Here is a 16,964-nt window from a genome sequence, read left to right as displayed (position 1 = left end):
GCGAAGTCAATCCCGCGGGGCCACGAGACCATCCCACCCACGGTGTCGAGTGGATGGCAGGGATCGGTGATCAGGCCCGCTGGCCGGTTATGTCCCACCAGAGATCAAACCAGTCGGCATTGCTTTCCGCGATCAACCGATCCTTCCACTCGCGGCGCCATTTCTTGATGCGCTTTTCGCGCAGAATCGCTTCGCTGATATCCTCGTGGGTCTCGAACCAGACGAGGTCCTTGCAGCCATGGATTTTGGTGAAGCCCGGAACCAGGCCTTCGCGGTGCTCGTAGGCACGCCGCACAAGATCGTTGGTCACGCCGACATAGATCGTGCCGTGTTTGCGGCTCGCCATGATGTAGACGAAGTACGTGTTCCCCATGAGTCGATGGAGACACGGCGATTGCGCTTTGTCACCAACGCCACAACACACTCCGTGTAGCGCTTTCGCACCGCCGTTCCGGTGCAAAACCGGCGAAATTCTGTGCGCTACCCCGCAACTGCGCTCATAGTGTCATCATTGTGTCATGAACGGTGGCCCGACAGGCCGCCCAGGAGCGCGGTGATGCGGCAAGGTTGGTTCTGGAGCGTGGCGCTGGCCGCCACAGTGATGATTGGCGGATCGCAGGGGACGTTGGCGGCGCCGCCGGCAGCAGGCGAAATGCACGATTTCACCGATCCGGTGTTTCGTGGCACCATTTTCTGCGACACGCTGGACGCCGTCGAGGCCATCGCCAAGGCCGACGCGCCAGATGACATGTATGCCGCCTATTACCTCACCGCCAACCAGATCGGCGAGCCGTTCTGCATGGCGATCGCCCCCAAGGCGCTGGTCGTCGCTGTCACCCCGATCGGGGTGATGAGCAAGAATGGCCATGACTACGATGCCTGGGGGGTGGAAACCCGGGTCGGCGACACCACGGTCTATGCGCTCTATCTCGAACGCAGCGACCGCATCGCGGCCTAGGACCGATCGACATTCAACTGATGCTGGCCTGCAAATGCCAGTATTCGCGGCGCGGCCCTTCGGGTCTGCGCTTCCGGTCCTCACGTGCCAACGGACGCTCCGGTCCGGTTCTCGAAAACCGGCATTTTCGGCTCATCCTGAGCTGAATCTCGATTGGCCCCAGCCGCTAACGCGGCACCCGCAGCCCGTCGATCGCCATGGCCAGCACACGCTGGCGCTGTTCGGCGTTGGGGAAACTCACCCCGGCGACCCCGGCGATGAGGCGCATCACATCATCGATGCTGGTATCGGGCCGCGCGTCGCCGCTGGCCTGGGCGCGCAGCAGCAGTGGTTCGCCGGCGTGAAAGAACGCGTCGCGGCAGGATTTGATCATGGCGGATTCGCGGTTAAGCGCCTCGATCAGCACCTTCTTGGTGGCGGTGTAGTCGACGAAGCGCCAGAGCCAGCGCTCCAGCGCCTCCCAGGGCGGCAGGCTTGCTACCTCGGCGGCGGCCCGGACCAGGTCCTCGACACCATCGATATAGACGGCCTCGATCAGCGCCGCGCGGGTGGGGAAATTGCGGTAGAGCGTGCCGATGCCGACCTCGGCGCGGCGCGCGATATCCTCCAGCGAGGCATCGGTGCCGTTTTCGCCAAAGGCGGTGCGCGCCGCGGTCAGCAGTGCATCGAAATTGCGCCGCGCATCGGCACGATGCGGGCGCTGGACGGCAATAGATGTGGTGTCCACCGCTGCGGACATGGCTGGTCTCCCGAAATGACCTTGCAAGCGGAGGGCCCCTCCGCTATATAGAACCGGAGGCATCCTCCGCATTGAGGTCTTGCCTGTTCTATATCGGAGCCTGCCTCCGGATAGTCAAGTTACAAGGACGTTAGCCATGACTTCCACCACGCGCGGCCCCGCCGCCGCTATCTTTCCTATTCTGGCGATCAATGTCGCCATCTTCTCCATGCTGCAATCGCTGCTGGTGCCGGTGCTGCCCATCATCCAGGCCGATCTGGGCACCACGCCCGCCGTCGTCACCTGGACGCTGACGGCGTGGCTGCTCACCGCGGCCGTATCGACGCCCATCCTGGGCAAGGTCGGCGACATGATCGGCAAACGCCGCACCCTCGTCATCGCGCTGGGCGCCGCAGCGCTTGGCAGTCTTGTCGCCACGTTTGCCCCCAGTATCGAACTGGTCATTGCCGGTCGCGTCATCCAGGGGTTCGGCGCCGCGGTGTTCCCGCTGACCTATGGCATTGCGCGCGATGAATTCCCCAGCGCCCGCATGCCGTCGATCATCGGCGCTCTGTCGGCCATTATCGGCATCGGCTCGGGGCTGGGGACAATCCTCGCCGGTCCCATCGAAGGCGCCTTCGGCTGGCGCGGACTGTTCTGGATACCCATGGTGCTGTTCGTGGCCAGCGCCACGGCGACACGGTTTATCATTCCCGAGTCTCCGCTGCGCACTGGCGGCAAGATCAACTGGTTGGCCGCAGTGCTGCTCGCTGGCTGGCTGGTGAGCCTGCTGCTGCCGCTGAGCTTCGGCACCCGCTGGGGCTGGGCGTCCAGCAATGTCATTGGCCTGTTCATTGCGGCAGCCGCACTATTCGCCGCCTGGATCGCAGTGGAAATCCGCTCGGCCAATCCGCTGATCGACATGAAGCTGATGCGCCTGCCCGGCATCTGGACCAATAATCTGACCGCCCTGCTGTTCGGCGCCTCGATGTTCGGCGTCTTCGCCTTCCTGCCGCAACTGGCGCAATTGCCGGCCTCGGCGGGCTTCGGCTTCGGCGCCAGCGTTACGCAATCGGGCCTCCTCATGCTGCCCATGCTGGTGGCGATGGCGGTGGCCGGCTTTGCCAGCGGGCCGATCGTGCATGCGGTTGGCTTCAAGTACCAATTGGCAATGGGCGCGGCATTCACGGCCCTGTCCAGTGCCGCCCTGGCGCTGTTCCATGCCGCGCCGTGGCAGGTGTCGGTGGCCGGCACGGTGTTCGGCCTGGGGTTGGGTTTCGGCATCGCCGCCATGGCCAGCCTGATCGTGCAGACGGCGCCGGCCGGGCAGACCGGGGTCGCCAGCGGCATGAACTCAAACCTGCGCACCATCGGCGGGGCGATCGGGGCGGCACTGATGAGTGCGCTGGTCACCGGCAATCTGCAGGCCAATGGCCAGCCGGCCGAGATCGGCTTCGTCGCCGGATTTCTCGCCATGGCGGGGCTCGCGACGCTGGCAATCGCGGTGGCATTCCTCGTGCCGGGCACGCGCCGGGCTACCATCGCCATGGATCCGCTGGAGCAATTGGTGCCGGCCGAGGCCTGAGCCGTCTTGCCTCCGACACGCCAAAGGCCCACATCTGGGTGCCGGATCCGTCCGGCACCAGCGTCAAAAAGATAGTGCGACATCGCTTCGGGCCGATGCATCCATCCGCCCTGCCCGACGTTTCCCTATCCAACTCAGCAGGAGCGTTAGCATGAGCAATCTCGACGGCATCAAGGAACATATGGAAGTCATCGGCGCCGACGGCGTGCATATCGGCACGGTCGACAAGGTCGAAGGCGGCCGCATCAAGCTGACCAAGGCCGATAGCGGCGAAGGCAGCCATAAAGGCCATCACCATTTTATCGAAGGCCAGCTCGTCGCAGAAATCGAGGGCGATAAGGTCCGCCTCTCGGCTACAGCGGCAAATGCCGTGCTCTACGAGGAAGAACAGGACGGCGGTCAGGCCTGATCGGCTTATTGCGGGCGATGTTCGACCAGTTCCTCATCGCCCAGGAAGGCGTTTATCCCCAGGCGCTCGCCGAATTGCGCGCCGGGGAAAAGCGCAGCCACTGGATGTGGTTCATCTTTCCGCAGATTGCCGGGCTTGGCCACAGCGCCACCGCCCGGCGATTTGCTTTGCACAGCCTGGGCGAGGCGCGGGAGTATTTTGACCATCCCATCCTGGGCGAGCGGTTGCGCCAATGCACGCGCGCCGTGCTGCACAAGGCCGGCGTTCCCAGTGAGCCGGGGCCGAGCATTTTCGAAATCTTCGGTACGCCCGACGATCTCAAGTTTCATTCCTCGATGACCTTGTTCTCGCGCGCGGCGCCGCATGAACCGTTGTTCCGTCGCGCGCTGGTGGCGTTTTTCGACAGCGTCGAGGATATCGAAACCATCAAGCGGCTCTGAGCGGGCTCGGGTCCGGCGGCTCGCCCGGATCGGGCGGCGGATCGCTATCGGGCGGTAGCGCCGGCGGCGCGCCAGGCTCGGGTGGATCGGTCAGCGGATGGGGGTCGGGATCAGGCGGCACCGGGCCGGGATTGGGCTCGTCGGGTTCGAATGGCGGGATTTGCACGGCTGCCTCCTTCGCAAGCGAGAGCAACTGCCAGACGGGTGAGCGGTTCCGCGCAAACTTATCCCCGCCGTTCGGGGTGGCGGCATTATGGGTCCATTCCCTCCAGCGGCCCCTGCGCTGGGACGGGTTAGAGGGGTGGGCCTAGCGGCGCTCAAGCGTCGCGGTCCGCCCCTCGCCATTCGGCGGGATGGCCAGCGACACGATCAGCGTGGCAGCGTCGAACAGTTCGGGCGCGCGCTCCGGCCATTCCACCAGCACGATAGCGGCGGGATTATCGAGCAGGCCGAGTTCGTCAATTTCGCGTGGATCGCCCAGGCGATAGAGATCGGCATGCAGCACCGCGCCCTTGGGCGTGTCATAGGGCTGCACCAGAGCGAAGGTCGGCGAGGGCACGTCGAGTTCGGCATCACCCGCCAGGGTGCGGATGATGGCGCGGGCCAAGGCAGTCTTGCCTGCGCCCAGATCGCCCAGCAGGAGCACGAGGTCGCCGGCCTTGAGGCTGGCCGCGAGTTCGGCGCCCAACGCGTCGGTCGCCTCGGCATCGGCGAGGAGCCGCTCCATTATTCGGCGACGCCCGCCATGGCGCTGTCGCGTGGCAGGTTGACGGTGATGCGGCTGCCGCGCGGTTCGCGGCGCTCGGCGGTGATGGTGCCGCCATGCAGGTTGACGAAGGTCTTGACGATGGCCAGCCCCAGGCCGGCGCCGCGCTGGCGGCCGGCCGGTGCATCGATGCGGGTCAGGATGGCGTTCTTCATTTCGTCGGTCAGGCCCGGGCCCTCGTCCTCGATGACGAACAGCATGCGCTCGCTGCGGGCGCTGACGCTCAGCTTGATCTCGCCGCCGGGCGGGGAGAAGCGCGCGGCGTTGGAGAGCAGGTTGTACAGTACCTGCACGATGCGGGTACCGTCGGCGATAAAGGGCGGCAAGTGGTCGTCGACTTCGACCGTGAGGTTGATGGGCTTTTCGCCGGAGATTTCCGGGAACGTCGCCGAGAGGCCAGCGCGGGCCTTGTCGACAAGGCTAGTGACGTCCTGCAGTTCCGGCCGCAACTCGGCAATGCCGGCATCGACCGAGGCGAGGTCCAGAATATTGTCGATCAGCACGCCCAGCGTCACCGAGGAGGCGCGGATATAATCGGTGTAGGAACGCTGCCGCTCGGTGAGCCCGCCGCCTTCGCTGGAGGCGAGCAGGTCGGCGAAGCCTATGATATTGGTCAGCGGCGAGCGCAGTTCGTAGGAGACGTTCTCGACGAAAGCATCCTTGAGCAGGTCGGCGGCGACTAGCGCATCGTTGCGCTCCTTGAGCACCTTGGAATAGCTGGCGCTTTCGGTGACATCGAGGAAGGTCATCATGGTCTGCCCGTCGGGCAGGCGGGTGATGGCATAATCCAGCAGCCGCCCATCGGCGCGATTGATACGGCCGGTCGTGTCCGAGCGGGTCGGGTTGAGATCAATGATGCCACGCTTGAGGTCGCGCCAGATGCTGGCGCCATCGTCCGGCATGGCGCGGCCCGAGGCCTCGGCGATCTGGTCGATATGGGGGCTTTGGCCCAGCTCGTTCATCGGCAGTTTCCACAGCCCCGACAGGCGTGGATTGGAAATGGTCAGGCGGCCATTGGTGCCGAACACCGCCACCGCTTCGCTGAGCGCATTGATGGTTTCGCGCTGCACATTGGTGAAGGCCTTGTTGGTGCTTTCCAGTTTCAGGCGCTCGGTAATGTCCTCGAACACATAGATGACGCCGCCCTTGGCGCCGGCTGGGGCCGCAATCACCTTGATGGTGCGGCCATCGGGCAGGTGCCAGGGCTCGTTCTCGCGCGGCGCCTTGAGGCTATAGGAGGTCAGGTGCTGGGCGCGCCAGGTCTGGTAATCGACTTCGGCGGGCAACATGCCCTCGGTGCGCAGCTTGTCCAAAATGGCGCGTTCGTCGAGGCCGAGCACCAGGAATTTGGGATCGAGATGCCAGAGATTGGCATAGGCCTGGTTGAACTGCACCAGCTCGCGATTGGCATTGAAAATGGCGATCGGGGTGGCCAGCGCGCCGATAATGCCGGTGATGTGAGCCAGCGTGCCATCGGCCGGTTTGGCCGCCACGTCGGCAGGCCGGAAATAGCCGGCGCGGCCGTTTTCGAGCGGAAATTCCACCAGCTCGAATGCACCCTGCTCCGGCCAGGCGACCGGCAGCGTCGCCTTTTGCCCGTTGGCGCAGGCGGCCATGTGTCTCTTGAGCAGCGGCGCGTCGAGCAGTTCGGCCGGCGCAGTCTCGCTGCCGGCCTTGCCCAGGTCCTTGGCGAGCTTGAGATAGGCCGCATTGGCGAACACCAGCCGGCCAGAGGTGTCACGGGCGAAAGCGGGCTTGTCCATCATCGCCAGCACGGCGCGGGCGCTGGCCAGATCGCCGGTGGCGGACGTTACGGCAAGCTCGGGCATGGGTTCGGGCTGCAGGAAGGCCGGACGCAGACGCAGGGCCGCGCCGCCACCCAGTACCCAGCCATTGGCCCGCACCACGCGCCCGTCGAGCGCCTTGAGGCTGACGGCGAAGGCATGGCCATCGACGCGCAGGGCTTCAAGCAGGCGAGCCAGCCGGTCGGCATCGTCGCCAATGAGCCACGAGGAGAAATTCAACACGCTTTCGGGTTGCCGCCCGGGCGGCAACACCGAGGCCACCTGCCCGAGAAACTTGACGCCGCCAGTGCCATTTTCGGTCCAGAACACGGTGACTTCCCGGGTGCCCGACAGCAGCACTTCATATTCGTCGACCAGGGCGCGCAAGCTGGCGATCTGCTCAGCGGCGCGTTGCCTTGCGGCCTTGCTGTCAGCCAGCATGTTGCGCACGATGGCCATGGCGACCAGTGCGAAACCTCCGGCACCGACGGCGATGGCCAGCGGCGCGGCGCCACCGATAGTATTGCCAGAGCTCGATTGTGCGAGGGCGGGCACAGCCGATATCAGGGTCAGGGGTGCGGCACCTAGTACCGCGAATCCCCAACGTCTCCGGAAACGATCCGGCGCCATGCGCTGCCTCTTTAAACTGTTGTCGATGCCAGGGCCGGCCCGTTTTCCGGGTCCGGAACGCATGCACTCAAAGCGGAGCGACGTACGCCGAATCGATTGATCCTGCCGCCCCATTCGCCGGCCTTACGCCCCTGACCGCCGAATCACTTCACCATACCGGTCGCGTGAATCGGCTAAAAGAGTCTTAATGGCTGTGCATAGCGGGCAAATCATTGATATGCCCACTTGACGGGGAACGAAGCAGAAACAAACAGCGGCAAACAAAAAGGCCAGCCGGACGAACCGGCTGACCTTGAGCATAACAGCAATAGGGATAAATCAGTACCGGTATTCGCCCGACTTGAATGGCCCGTTCTGCGAAACACCAATATAGTCGGCTTGGGTCTTGGTCAGTTTAGTCAGCTTGGCGCCGAGCTTGGCCAAGTGAAGTTCGGCCACTTTCTCATCGAGATGCTTGGGCAGAACATGGACTTTCTTCTCCAGGTTCACCCCATTGGTCCACAGTTCGATCTGCGCCAAAGTCTGGTTGGCGAAGCTCGCCGACATCACGAAGCTAGGGTGGCCGGTGGCATTGCCCAGGTTCACCAGGCGGCCTTCGGACAGCAAGATCAGGCGCTTGCCATTGGGCTGCTCGATCACGTCGACCTGCGGCTTGATGTTGGTCCACTTGAAGTTGCGCAGGCCGAGCACGTCGATCTCGTTATCGAAATGGCCGATATTGCAGACGATGGCCATGTCCTTGAGGTTGCGCATGTCGTCGACCATCAGCACGTCGCGGTTGCCCGTGGCGGTGACGACGATATCCGCACGATGGGCGGCATCCTCGAGGGTGACGACCTCAAAACCTTCCATGGCGGCCTGCAGGGCGCAGATCGGGTCGACTTCGGTCACCAGCACGCGGGCGCCAGCGCCACGCAGCGATTCAGCCGAGCCTTTGCCCACGTCGCCGAAGCCGCAGACGATGGCGACCTTGCCGGCCAACATCACGTCGGTACCGCGGCGGATGGCGTCGACCAGCGATTCGCGGGTGCCGTACTTGTTGTCGAACTTGGACTTGGTCACCGAGTCATTGACGTTGATGGCGGGGAACGGCAGCTCGCCCTTGGCGTGCAGCTGATAGAGGCGCATCACGCCCGTGGTGGTTTCTTCCGACACGCCGCGGATGGCGTCGCGGATCTTGGTGAAGAAGCCGGGGCTGGAAGCCAGGCGCTTCTTGATAGTGGCGAAGAAGATTTCCTCTTCCTCGCTACCCGGCTTGTCGAGAACGGAGATGTCCTTTTCGGCCTTGGCGCCGTTGAGGATATACATGGTGGCGTCGCCGCCATCGTCGAGGATCATGTTGGGGGTGAGGCCATTGCCCCAATCCATCATGCGGTCGGTGAACTGCCAGTATTCCTCAAGGCTTTCGCCCTTGTGCGCGAACACCGGGATGCCGGCGGCAGCGATGGCCGCGGCAGCGTGGTCCTGGGTTGAGAAGATGTTGCACGACACCCAGCGCACTTCGGCGCCGAGCGCGACCAGAGTTTCGATGAGGACCGCGGTCTGGATGGTCATGTGCAGCGAGCCGGCAATGCGCGCGCCCTTGAGCGGCTGGGCCGCGGCGTATTCCTCGCGGATCGACATCAGGCCGGGCATTTCGATTTCGGCGATTGTGATTTCCTTGCGGCCGAAATCAGCGAGGGCGATGTCTTTGACCGCATAGTCGGTCGGCTTGAGGCTCATGAGGATGCTCCGGGCATGATCAGGGACGATTGAGGGGCTTATACGCGGAGGGCAGGTGCGGATCAACCGGGGATATAAAGATAAGTTTATATCCCGGTAACGAGGTGACAATTTCAACCGCCGGATCACCCACACCCTCGGTGTCACCCCGGCAAAGGCCGGGGCCCATTTCGAGATGGCGTCGCTTGCCGCAAGGTGGAGCAGTCAGAGCGATCTAGCGGATTGTGGTGAAATCTCAGGATAGGCCCGGCCTGCGCCGGGGTGACACCGAGTGTGGAAAACACGCGGAGATTTTACCGATACGCCGGATACCGTCTCCGGAACGGCATGGTTACGAACCGCCACAGTCCCGACAGCACCAGATAACCCACCAGCAATCCCCCACCGGCATACAAAATCCCCTCCACCGTCACCGGCACAGCCGGCTGGTAGTTTTCCAGCGTGCGGGCGCCGATATCGGTATCGAAATAGGCCGGCAGCATCTGGAAGCGCTGCACCGCATTGGCGTTCTGGATGCGGGCGAGCGTCGCGCTCAATTGCTCGTAGCGGGCAAAATTAGCCGCCTCGCTGGTGCCGCGTCCCGCGAGGAACTCATCCGAAGACGCCTCGAACCGCGTCAGCGCCTGTTGCCGATCCAGCCCGGCCTCCTGAGCATCGTGGTCGAACTTCTCGGTGACAATGCGCAACTCATCCACCGCGCCGCCCAGGCGTTGGGTGTATTGCTGGGCATATTCGGGAAACTGGCTGAGCGCGACGGCCAGAGCCACACCACCAATACCGGCTACCACTCGACGCATGAAACGGCTCTCCTTGCGCTCGGCTTGCTTGGCTCATGGCCGGGTCAACGGCAGCGTCTGTCAGCGGTTCCAGGGAACCTTGCGCGCCGGCCCGCCCAGCGACAGTACGAGCGCGTCAATGAAGTCCGTCTTAAGCTTGGAATATGCCTCGCGGTCATCGCGAAAGCGACTGGCCAAATCCCGCTTGAGGTCAAAATAGGCATCGCGAACCTGAGGATTGGCGCGCAGGTGATCGCGGAACATCAGGTGCCGCCTCACCTCGTCGGCATCATCGTGGATGTGCAGGTGATGCGTGCGACGTGGCGCCGGCGGCAGGCCCTTGGCCAGATAGAGCTTGGTGGTGTCGGGATTAGCGGCCCAATAGGAATAGCCCGTGGCCTCAAGCGCCAGGATGGCGGCGCGCGCTGTATCGAGATCGTCAACCAGCGCAATGATGTCGATGACGGGCTTGGCCGGCAGACCGGGGATCGCGGTCGAGCCCATATGCTCCAGCAGGCGCGGCGGAGTGATAAAGCACGGCAGGATCAGCGCACGCTCGGCTTCGAAAGCTGCAGGCCAGCCCGGATCGGCAGCATGCAGTTCGATCGCCTCGCTCACCCCGCGGCCCCGTCGCTGTCCTCGTCAAAGCCGTTATTGACCAGCTCGACGATGGCTTCCAGCGCCTCGCGCGCCTGCTTGCCACTGGCCTGCACCAGGATGGTCGAACCAGGCCCGGCCCCCAGCATCATCAGGCCCATGATGGAATTGCCAGCCACCGAGGTGCCGTCCTTGATGACATTGATGGTGGCGTCGAAACACTCGGCGGTGCGCACGAAGCGCGCCGAGGCACGGGCATGCAGGCCCTTGCGGTTGACGATGGTCAATTGCTGCGCAACCGCGCGGTCGCCGGCCGCGGTCTCCATTAGTTGGCCCCGAGGATCGAATTGGCGACGTTGATATATTTGCGGCCCGCCTCCTGGGCCATGTTGACGGCTTCCTTGATCGGCATGTCGCCGCGGATGCGCGCCAGCTTGACCAGCATGGGCAGGTTAACGCCGGCGATCACCTCGACCTGGCGGTTCTGCATCACCGAAATGGCCAGGTTGGACGGGGTGCCGCCGAACATGTCGGTCAGGATGATGACGCCGTCGCCGTCCTCGGCATCGTCGATGGCCTTGAGGATGTCGTTGCGGCGCTCTTCCATATTGTCGTCCGGACCAATGGCGATGGTCTCGCAGTGATCCTGCGGTCCGACGACATGCTCAAGCGCCGACTTGAATTCATGGGCAAGCGCGCCATGCGTCACCAGAACCATACCGATCATGCAATTTCCCCAGACTGCCCCGGAACGTCAGTGTACGACGCTAAAGGCATGCCAGTATATCCCGCCGCGCGCCACGCGTCATCAAAAGCCCGATATATCCCAGCCTAAAGTGCCATGGGAACTCAGTCTTGCCCCGGTGTGGCACGGATTCAAGTGGTATTTTGTCACGCCAGCGCCGAGCGCGGGCTCAGCGCCGCGATGGCTTCCTTGACCAGCAGCATCTGGTGGCCCAGCCCGACAACGCCGGCCTTGGGCACCGGGGCCCGCGCCACGGCAGCGCCGAGCAGGTCGGTGGAAAACTCTTCCTCCTCCAGCATGCGGGCGAAATCCTCGACCAGGTCGATCACCAGATGCACGCGCGCCTCGGACTGCTGCGGCCGCCGCACCAGGCCGCGTCCGCGCAACTCGACCAGCCCGCCCAGATTGGGCGGCGCCTGCATGGTGACGATATCGTCCTTGACGCTCAGATCGACCCGATCATCGGAGACGAGGAATGATGGCTGCCCCCGATCGGTCCAGCGATCGAGCAGGCTCAGCGCCAGAACGGACTTTCCGGCTCCCGAAGGACCGCGCAACAAAACGCCGATTTCGCCCAATACCAGCCCAGTACCATGCACGTTCTTCGGTTTGCTCATGCGGCCAATCTATTTGCGCGCCTTGGGCAATACAACAGAGAACACAGCGCCGGAGCGGTCAGTGCGATTATGCGCCTTGATGGTTCCCTTATGGGCCTCCACGATCTGCTTGGAGATCGACAGGCCCAGCCCCGAATGGTCGCCAAAGCTCTCGGTATCGGGACGATCGGTATAAAAGCGCTGGAAGATGCGGGTGGCGTCGCCCGTAATGCCGCGGCCTTCGTCGGTGATGGTCACGCTGATGTCGTCGGCATCGGTGGCGAGCGCCACGCGCACCACGCCGCCATCGGGCGAGAACGAGACGGCATTGTCGATCAGGTTGGAAAACACCTGCGCCAGCCGGCTTTCGTGGCCATTGACGATGGCCGCGCCGCGCCCGACGCGCTTGGCCATTTCGACATGGACATTGCGCTGCGACGCCATATCGTTGTGCATCGACACCATGGCTTCGGCTAGCTTTTCGATATCGACGCGCTCGGCGCCTTCGCGGGCCAGTTCGGCGTCGAGCCGGCTGGCATTGGAAATATCGGAAATCAGCCGATCGAGGCGCCGCACATCATGCTGGATGATGGCGTTGAGTCGTTCGAGATCCTCGGGCCGCTTGGCGCGCGGCAGGGTTTCGACGGCTGATCGCAGCGAGGTCAACGGGTTCTTCAGCTCATGAGCCACGTCGGCGGCAAAGCGCTCGATAGCCTCGATACGGTTGTAGAGCGCGTCGGTCATCGAGCGCAGCGCGCCCGATAGATGGCCGATCTCGTCCGTACGGTCGGTAAAATCGGGAATTTCGGCGCGCGCATTGCCGGCGGTCTGCACCCGCTCGGCCGCCGCCGATAGCCGCCGCATTGGCCCCGCGATGGTGCCGGCCAGCAGCAATGACAGCGCGATCTGCACGGCCGCTGCGATCAGCGCGATACGCAGAATGCCCCAGCGCTCCTGGGTGACGATCTGGTCGATATCGCCCGGCGCCGTCGACAGCAGGATAACGCCCACGACGGCACGCAGCCGCTGCACCGGCACCGCGACCGAAACCACCAGTTGATTATGCGCATCGACGCGCACGAAATCGGCCGGCGCGCCCTGTAGCGCCGAATCCACCTCGGGATAGCGGCGGCCCTCGTCGATGTCGTATTCCTGGTACTTTGGATAATTGTCGCCCGGCACCCAGGCCAGGACGGCATTCCACCAATCCCACAGGAAGAACGGTGGCTCGGTGGTGATCGCCTGCCGGATCACCTCGCCGCGGGCATAGATATTGTCGCTGTCGAGAATCATCAACCCGCCCTGATCGTAGATGCGAGCGCGGGTGCGGGTGGGCGTGATCAGGTTGCGCAGTAGCGGCGCGACGCGTTCAGGATTGATGGGAAATTCCAGGCTCGGATCGAAATAGCTCAGCGGCGACACCGAGGAGCCGCTTTGCAGCTCGAGCAGGCGATCGGGATTGATCGAAATCACGTCGCTATCGACCGTGGCCGAGGCGGCGACGGCGGCGGCGATGATTTCGCCCTGCACCCGCAGCGACTGCACGCGGGCATCGATCAGCCCGGCGCGCCACTGGTTGAGGTACAGAATGCCCACCACCAGAACCAGCAGGCCCGCCAGGTTCAGCACCATGATGCGGCGCGTCAGGCTGGAGAAAATGGTGAAATCGAGGAACTTCCCGATGCCATAGGCCAGCTTGTAGAATGGCGTGATCAGCGTGCGCCAAAGGTGGCGGCGGCGCTTGGGCTCCTTGGGAGGCGGCGCAGCCGTATGCTCGACCGGCGCCGCAGCGCCGGTGTCCTCTTCACGCTCGTGATCCAGAATAGCCAAAGGCTTCTTATTGCTCCTTGAAGCGGTAGCCGACGCCATACAACGTTTCGATCATCTCGAAGTCGTCGTCGGTGGCCTTGAACTTCTTGCGCAGCCGCTTGATGTGGCTGTCGATGGTGCGATCGTCGACATAGACCTGGTCGTCATAGGCGGCGTCCATCAAGGCATTGCGCGACTTGACCACGCCCGGCCGCAGCGCCAAGGCCTGCAGGATCAAAAATTCAGTCACGGTCAGCGTGACGCGCTGGCCCTTCCAGGTGCAGGTATGGCGCTCCTCGTCCATCACCAGCGAGCCACGCTCGATCAGCGCCTTGCCCGAACCCGGTTCGCCCGGCACGCCGGCCGGCGCCGAGGGATCGCGCGGGGCCGCGCGGCGCAGGATCGCCTTGACGCGCTCGACCAGCAGGCGCTGGGAGAACGGCTTGGTGATGAAATCGTCGGCGCCCATCTTGAGGCCGAACAGCTCGTCGATTTCCTCGTCCTTGCTGGTGAGAAAAATCACCGGTACGTCCGATTTCTGGCGCAGTCGGCGCAGCAGCTCCATGCCGTCCATGCGCGGCATCTTGATATCCAAAATGGCCAGGTCCGGCTTGTCGGTGGTCAGACCCTCGAGGCCCGAGGCGCCGTCGGTATAAGTGGCGACCTGATATCCTTCGGCTTCCAGCGTCAGCGACACGGAAGTGAGAATATTGCGGTCGTCGTCCACCAGGGCGATCTTTGGCATGAGCTGCCTTTCTCTTGTTTGTAGACAGGCGCAACGGCCTGGACGCTTTTAGGCTGCGTCGTTGCAAGCGACAAATACGCGTTAAATATGGCGCGGCCAAGGGTAATGGAACCTGGCAACCCCTACAAAAGCCGATGCAACTTCAGTCTTAAGACCGATTTGGGGATGGTTGGCGTCCCATCATGCACAGTAGTTTGCGCCCAGTTGGCCGGCACGCAAAGTCTTTTCGTGCCGAACATTGGGAGCGACAAGATGAGCATGTTCGATCATCAGGCCTTGCGCCAGACCATAACAGATGGCGCCGACGCGATTTCGGTTAACGCCATCGCCCCGGTGCTGGTGGCAAGAGCCGTGGAGCGGCACGAGGCCGAGCTGACGGCGGACGGCGCCGTTTCGGTGCGCACCGGCCATTTCACCGGGCGCTCGCCCAAGGACAAGTTCATCGTCCGCGACGGGCTGACCGAGAATAGCGTCTGGTGGGACAATTCGGGCGCCATGAGCCCGCATCATTTCGACGTGCTGCTGGCCGATGCCATCGCGTCGCTGACCGGGCAGGACCTGCACCGCCAGGACCTCCTGGCCGGGGCCGATCCACGCCACCAATATGGCGTGACGGTGCTGACGCCGAGCGCCTGGCATGCGCTGTTCATCCGCAACCTGCTTATTCGCCCCGGCGAGGTCGAGACCGGCCCGAATGCCACGCAGGTCACCATCGTGCATGTGCCGCACTTCAAGGCCAATCCGGCCCGCCATGGCAGCCGCACCGATACGGTGATCGCGCTCGACATGAGCCGCAACATTGTGGTCATCGCCGGCACGCTCTATGCCGGGGAAATCAAGAAGTCGGTATTTTCGCTGTTCAATTTCCATGCCCCGCGCCAAGGCGTGCTGCCGATGCATTGCTCGGCCAATCTGAGCGCCAACGGCGAAACCGCCCTGTTCTTCGGCCTGTCGGGCACCGGCAAGACCACGCTCAGCAATGATCCGAGCCGCCCCCTGATCGGCGATGACGAGCATGGCTGGAGTGCGGACGGCGTGTTCAACCTCGAAGGCGGCTGCTACGCCAAGACCGTCAAGCTCAGCGCCAGCGCGGAGCCCGAAATCTTCGCGGCCACGCGCCGCTTCGGCACCGTGCTGGAAAACGTCGTGCTCGACGCCGGTCAGGTTCCCGAATTCGACGATATCTCGCTGACCGAAAACACCCGCGCCGCCTATCCGCTCAGCGTACTGCCCTCGATCGCCAAGGGCAGCGTCGGCGGCACGCCGCGCACCGTGGTGTTCCTGACCGCCGACGCCTTTGGCGTGCTGCCGCCGATTGCCCGGCTGACGCCCGAGCAGGCGGTTTATCACTTCCTCTCCGGCTACACCGCCAAGGTGGCCGGCACCGAGCGCGGCGTCACCGAGCCGCAGGCAACGTTTTCGGCCTGCTTCGGCGCCCCCTTCATGCCGCTGCATCCCGGCGTCTATGGCGAGATGCTGGCCGAGAAACTGCGCTCCAGCGGCGCCGCCGCCTGGCTGATCAATACCGGCTGGACCGGCGGCGGCTACGGCGTGGGTAAGCGCATCGACATCGCCTCCACCCGCCGCCTGCTCAACGGCGCCCTTGGCGGCGCGCTGGAGACGGCCCCGATGCGGGTTGATGAGCTGTTCGGGTTTGAGGTGCCACTGGCGGTTGAGGGGGTTGATAGCAAGTTGCTAACGCCACGGGCCACCTGGGCCGATGGTGACGCCTATGACGCCAAGGCGATCTATCTCGCCGGATTGTTCCGCAAGAATTTCGAGAAATTCGGCGGCGAGGCTGATGCCTCGGCCGGGCCGAGATTGGCTCAAGCGGCGGAGTGAGAATCAGCTCCCTGTCCGAGAGCTGTGGCACCTTCGGACATCGGGGCACATACCTCCACCCACTCGGTCTTCCCGCGGGCTTGACCCGCGGGCCGCTCGCCGCTCCACCGAATTTAGTGCGACCGGAAGACCGAGTGTGGAGTGCGCATCGCTCACCTCCCCACCCCCGGTGTCACCCGGCGTAGGCCGGAGCCCATCCCGAGATCCCAGCCGCAAGGTCGCCGCATAGTGCGACATCGCGGCTCCGATCACCCCCACCCAACCTCCCCCTCGAGGGGAGGAGTCTACCGGTGAGTTAAACTGGATCGAGTTCCAAGAGTGGCGCGATCTCCTCCCCCTTCCAGGGGAGGCCGGGTGGGGGTATCGTTAGCGCAAAACTATCGCGCTTCTCGCCTTGCTTGGCACAACACCTACCCACCCACGGTGTCACCCCGGCGCAGGCCGGGCCCAGCCCCAGATATTGCCGCAGCCGCAAGATCATCGCGAAACCACCATCATGCCACGTCCTCGTGGTTCGAGGCTCGCTGCGCTCCCGCCTCACCATGAGGACTACTGGGGCAATGAAATCTATCGAGCCAGCGATACCCGATGAAACACCGCAATTCCCTCAGTAGCCCTCATGGTGAGGTGCGAGCCCTTCGCGAGCCTCGAACCACGAGGGCATGCCCCAATCTATCCCCCTTCTCCCCACCCTCAAAACCTCCCCCATAATCACCCCCGATATCTCCACAATGGCTGCGGGTTCGCGACGAACGGCCGTGGGGAGTTTGGTGGGAGGGGAATGCGGTCGCGCGATCCCTGGGCCAGCGCGACGTTCGTCATCCCACTCAAAGGATGGCCAC

Annotated in this window: 17 protein-coding genes and 1 pseudogene; 5 read left to right on the top strand and 13 right to left on the bottom strand. The window is 63.8% G+C overall.

Annotated features, from left to right (window positions below; all coding sequences use genetic code 11):
• Window positions 1-70 precede the first annotated feature (70 nt).
• Window positions 71-373, bottom strand: a complete 303-nt coding sequence (locus tag JWR51_RS00090; protein WP_299741942.1) for a GIY-YIG nuclease family protein — start codon at window positions 371-373, stop codon at window positions 71-73.
• A 183-nt stretch (window positions 374-556) separates the two neighbouring features.
• Here JWR51_RS00090 and JWR51_RS00085 point away from each other — a divergent pair, with 183 nt between their 5' ends.
• Window positions 557-958 carry a hypothetical protein gene (locus tag JWR51_RS00085; protein ID WP_299741939.1) on the top strand — a complete coding sequence of 134 codons (402 nt, stop codon included), beginning with the start codon at window positions 557-559 and terminating at the stop codon, window positions 956-958.
• 166 nt (window positions 959-1,124) lie between these two features.
• On the opposite strand, the gene JWR51_RS00080 is transcribed toward JWR51_RS00085, so the two are convergent.
• Complete coding sequence (locus JWR51_RS00080) at window positions 1,125-1,697, bottom strand: TetR/AcrR family transcriptional regulator (protein ID WP_299741937.1); 573 nt, start codon at window positions 1,695-1,697, stop codon at window positions 1,125-1,127.
• 136 nt (window positions 1,698-1,833) lie between these two features.
• Here JWR51_RS00080 and JWR51_RS00075 point away from each other — a divergent pair, with 136 nt between their 5' ends.
• The 3 genes from JWR51_RS00075 (at window position 1,834) to JWR51_RS00065 (ending at window position 4,110) form a co-directional block, all read left to right on the top strand.
• The gene (locus JWR51_RS00075; protein WP_299741934.1) at window positions 1,834-3,261 is read left to right on the top strand and encodes an MFS transporter; all 1,428 of its coding nucleotides are present in this window, start codon (window positions 1,834-1,836) and stop codon (window positions 3,259-3,261) included.
• Between the two features lie 151 nt (window positions 3,262-3,412).
• Window positions 3,413-3,670, top strand: coding sequence for a DUF2171 domain-containing protein (locus tag JWR51_RS00070; RefSeq protein WP_299741931.1), 258 nt, complete (start codon window positions 3,413-3,415; stop codon window positions 3,668-3,670).
• Between the two features lie 17 nt (window positions 3,671-3,687).
• Window positions 3,688-4,110 (top strand): DUF1810 domain-containing protein, encoded by a 423-nt coding sequence (locus tag JWR51_RS00065; protein WP_299741929.1) that lies wholly within the window; start codon window positions 3,688-3,690, stop codon window positions 4,108-4,110.
• On the opposite strand, the gene JWR51_RS00060 is transcribed toward JWR51_RS00065, so the two are convergent.
• The 11 genes and pseudogenes from JWR51_RS00060 to JWR51_RS00010 all read right to left on the bottom strand — a co-directional run bounded on the left by JWR51_RS00060 (window position 4,097) and on the right by JWR51_RS00010 (window position 14,280).
• Complete coding sequence (locus JWR51_RS00060; RefSeq protein WP_299741926.1) at window positions 4,097-4,276, bottom strand: hypothetical protein; 180 nt, start codon at window positions 4,274-4,276, stop codon at window positions 4,097-4,099. The genes JWR51_RS00065 and JWR51_RS00060 overlap by 14 nt on opposite strands.
• Before the next feature lie 153 nt (window positions 4,277-4,429).
• Window positions 4,430-4,837 (bottom strand): annotated as a pseudogene (gene tsaE, locus JWR51_RS00055) (tRNA (adenosine(37)-N6)-threonylcarbamoyltransferase complex ATPase subunit type 1 TsaE); the annotation flags it as partial.
• Entirely contained in the window at window positions 4,837-7,215 is a 2,379-nt protein-coding gene (locus tag JWR51_RS00050) for a PAS domain-containing sensor histidine kinase (RefSeq protein WP_299741923.1), read from the bottom strand. The pseudogene tsaE and the gene JWR51_RS00050, both read right to left, overlap by 1 nt.
• Window positions 7,216-7,608: 393 nt before the next feature.
• On the bottom strand, window positions 7,609-9,012 hold the full coding sequence (ahcY, locus tag JWR51_RS00045) for an adenosylhomocysteinase (RefSeq protein WP_299741920.1): 1,404 nt from the start codon (window positions 9,010-9,012) through the stop codon (window positions 7,609-7,611).
• A 293-nt stretch (window positions 9,013-9,305) separates the two neighbouring features.
• Window positions 9,306-9,809 carry a DUF2937 family protein gene (locus JWR51_RS00040; protein WP_299741918.1) on the bottom strand — a complete coding sequence of 168 codons (504 nt, stop codon included), beginning with the start codon at window positions 9,807-9,809 and terminating at the stop codon, window positions 9,306-9,308.
• Between the two features lie 60 nt (window positions 9,810-9,869).
• Window positions 9,870-10,406: a GrpB family protein gene (locus tag JWR51_RS00035; RefSeq protein ID WP_299741915.1), complete on the bottom strand. Its 537-nt coding sequence runs from the start codon at window positions 10,404-10,406 to the stop codon at window positions 9,870-9,872.
• Window positions 10,403-10,711, bottom strand: coding sequence for an HPr family phosphocarrier protein (locus JWR51_RS00030; RefSeq protein ID WP_299741912.1), 309 nt, complete (start codon window positions 10,709-10,711; stop codon window positions 10,403-10,405). Before JWR51_RS00030 ends, JWR51_RS00035 begins: the two co-directional genes overlap by 4 nt.
• On the bottom strand, window positions 10,711-11,112 hold the full coding sequence (locus JWR51_RS00025; RefSeq protein WP_299741909.1) for a PTS sugar transporter subunit IIA: 402 nt from the start codon (window positions 11,110-11,112) through the stop codon (window positions 10,711-10,713). Before JWR51_RS00025 ends, JWR51_RS00030 begins: the two co-directional genes overlap by 1 nt.
• Before the next feature lie 164 nt (window positions 11,113-11,276).
• The gene (locus JWR51_RS00020; protein ID WP_299741907.1) at window positions 11,277-11,747 is read right to left on the bottom strand and encodes a hypothetical protein; all 471 of its coding nucleotides are present in this window, start codon (window positions 11,745-11,747) and stop codon (window positions 11,277-11,279) included.
• A gap of 9 nt (window positions 11,748-11,756) precedes the next feature.
• Window positions 11,757-13,556 (bottom strand): sensor histidine kinase, encoded by a 1,800-nt coding sequence (locus tag JWR51_RS00015; protein WP_299741904.1) that lies wholly within the window; start codon window positions 13,554-13,556, stop codon window positions 11,757-11,759.
• Between the two features lie 7 nt (window positions 13,557-13,563).
• On the bottom strand, window positions 13,564-14,280 hold the full coding sequence (locus JWR51_RS00010; protein WP_299741901.1) for a response regulator transcription factor: 717 nt from the start codon (window positions 14,278-14,280) through the stop codon (window positions 13,564-13,566).
• Window positions 14,281-14,532: 252 nt separating this feature from the next.
• Between JWR51_RS00010 and pckA the strand changes: the two genes are divergently transcribed.
• Window positions 14,533-16,122, top strand: coding sequence for a phosphoenolpyruvate carboxykinase (ATP) (pckA, locus tag JWR51_RS00005; protein WP_299741898.1), 1,590 nt, complete (start codon window positions 14,533-14,535; stop codon window positions 16,120-16,122).
• The last annotated feature ends 842 nt before the right edge of the window (window positions 16,123-16,964 follow it).

This window comes from Devosia sp., from assembly GCF_028290625.1.
Classification (GTDB): domain Bacteria; phylum Pseudomonadota; class Alphaproteobacteria; order Rhizobiales; family Devosiaceae; genus Devosia.
This window is presented reverse-complemented; position numbering and strand designations above follow the sequence as displayed.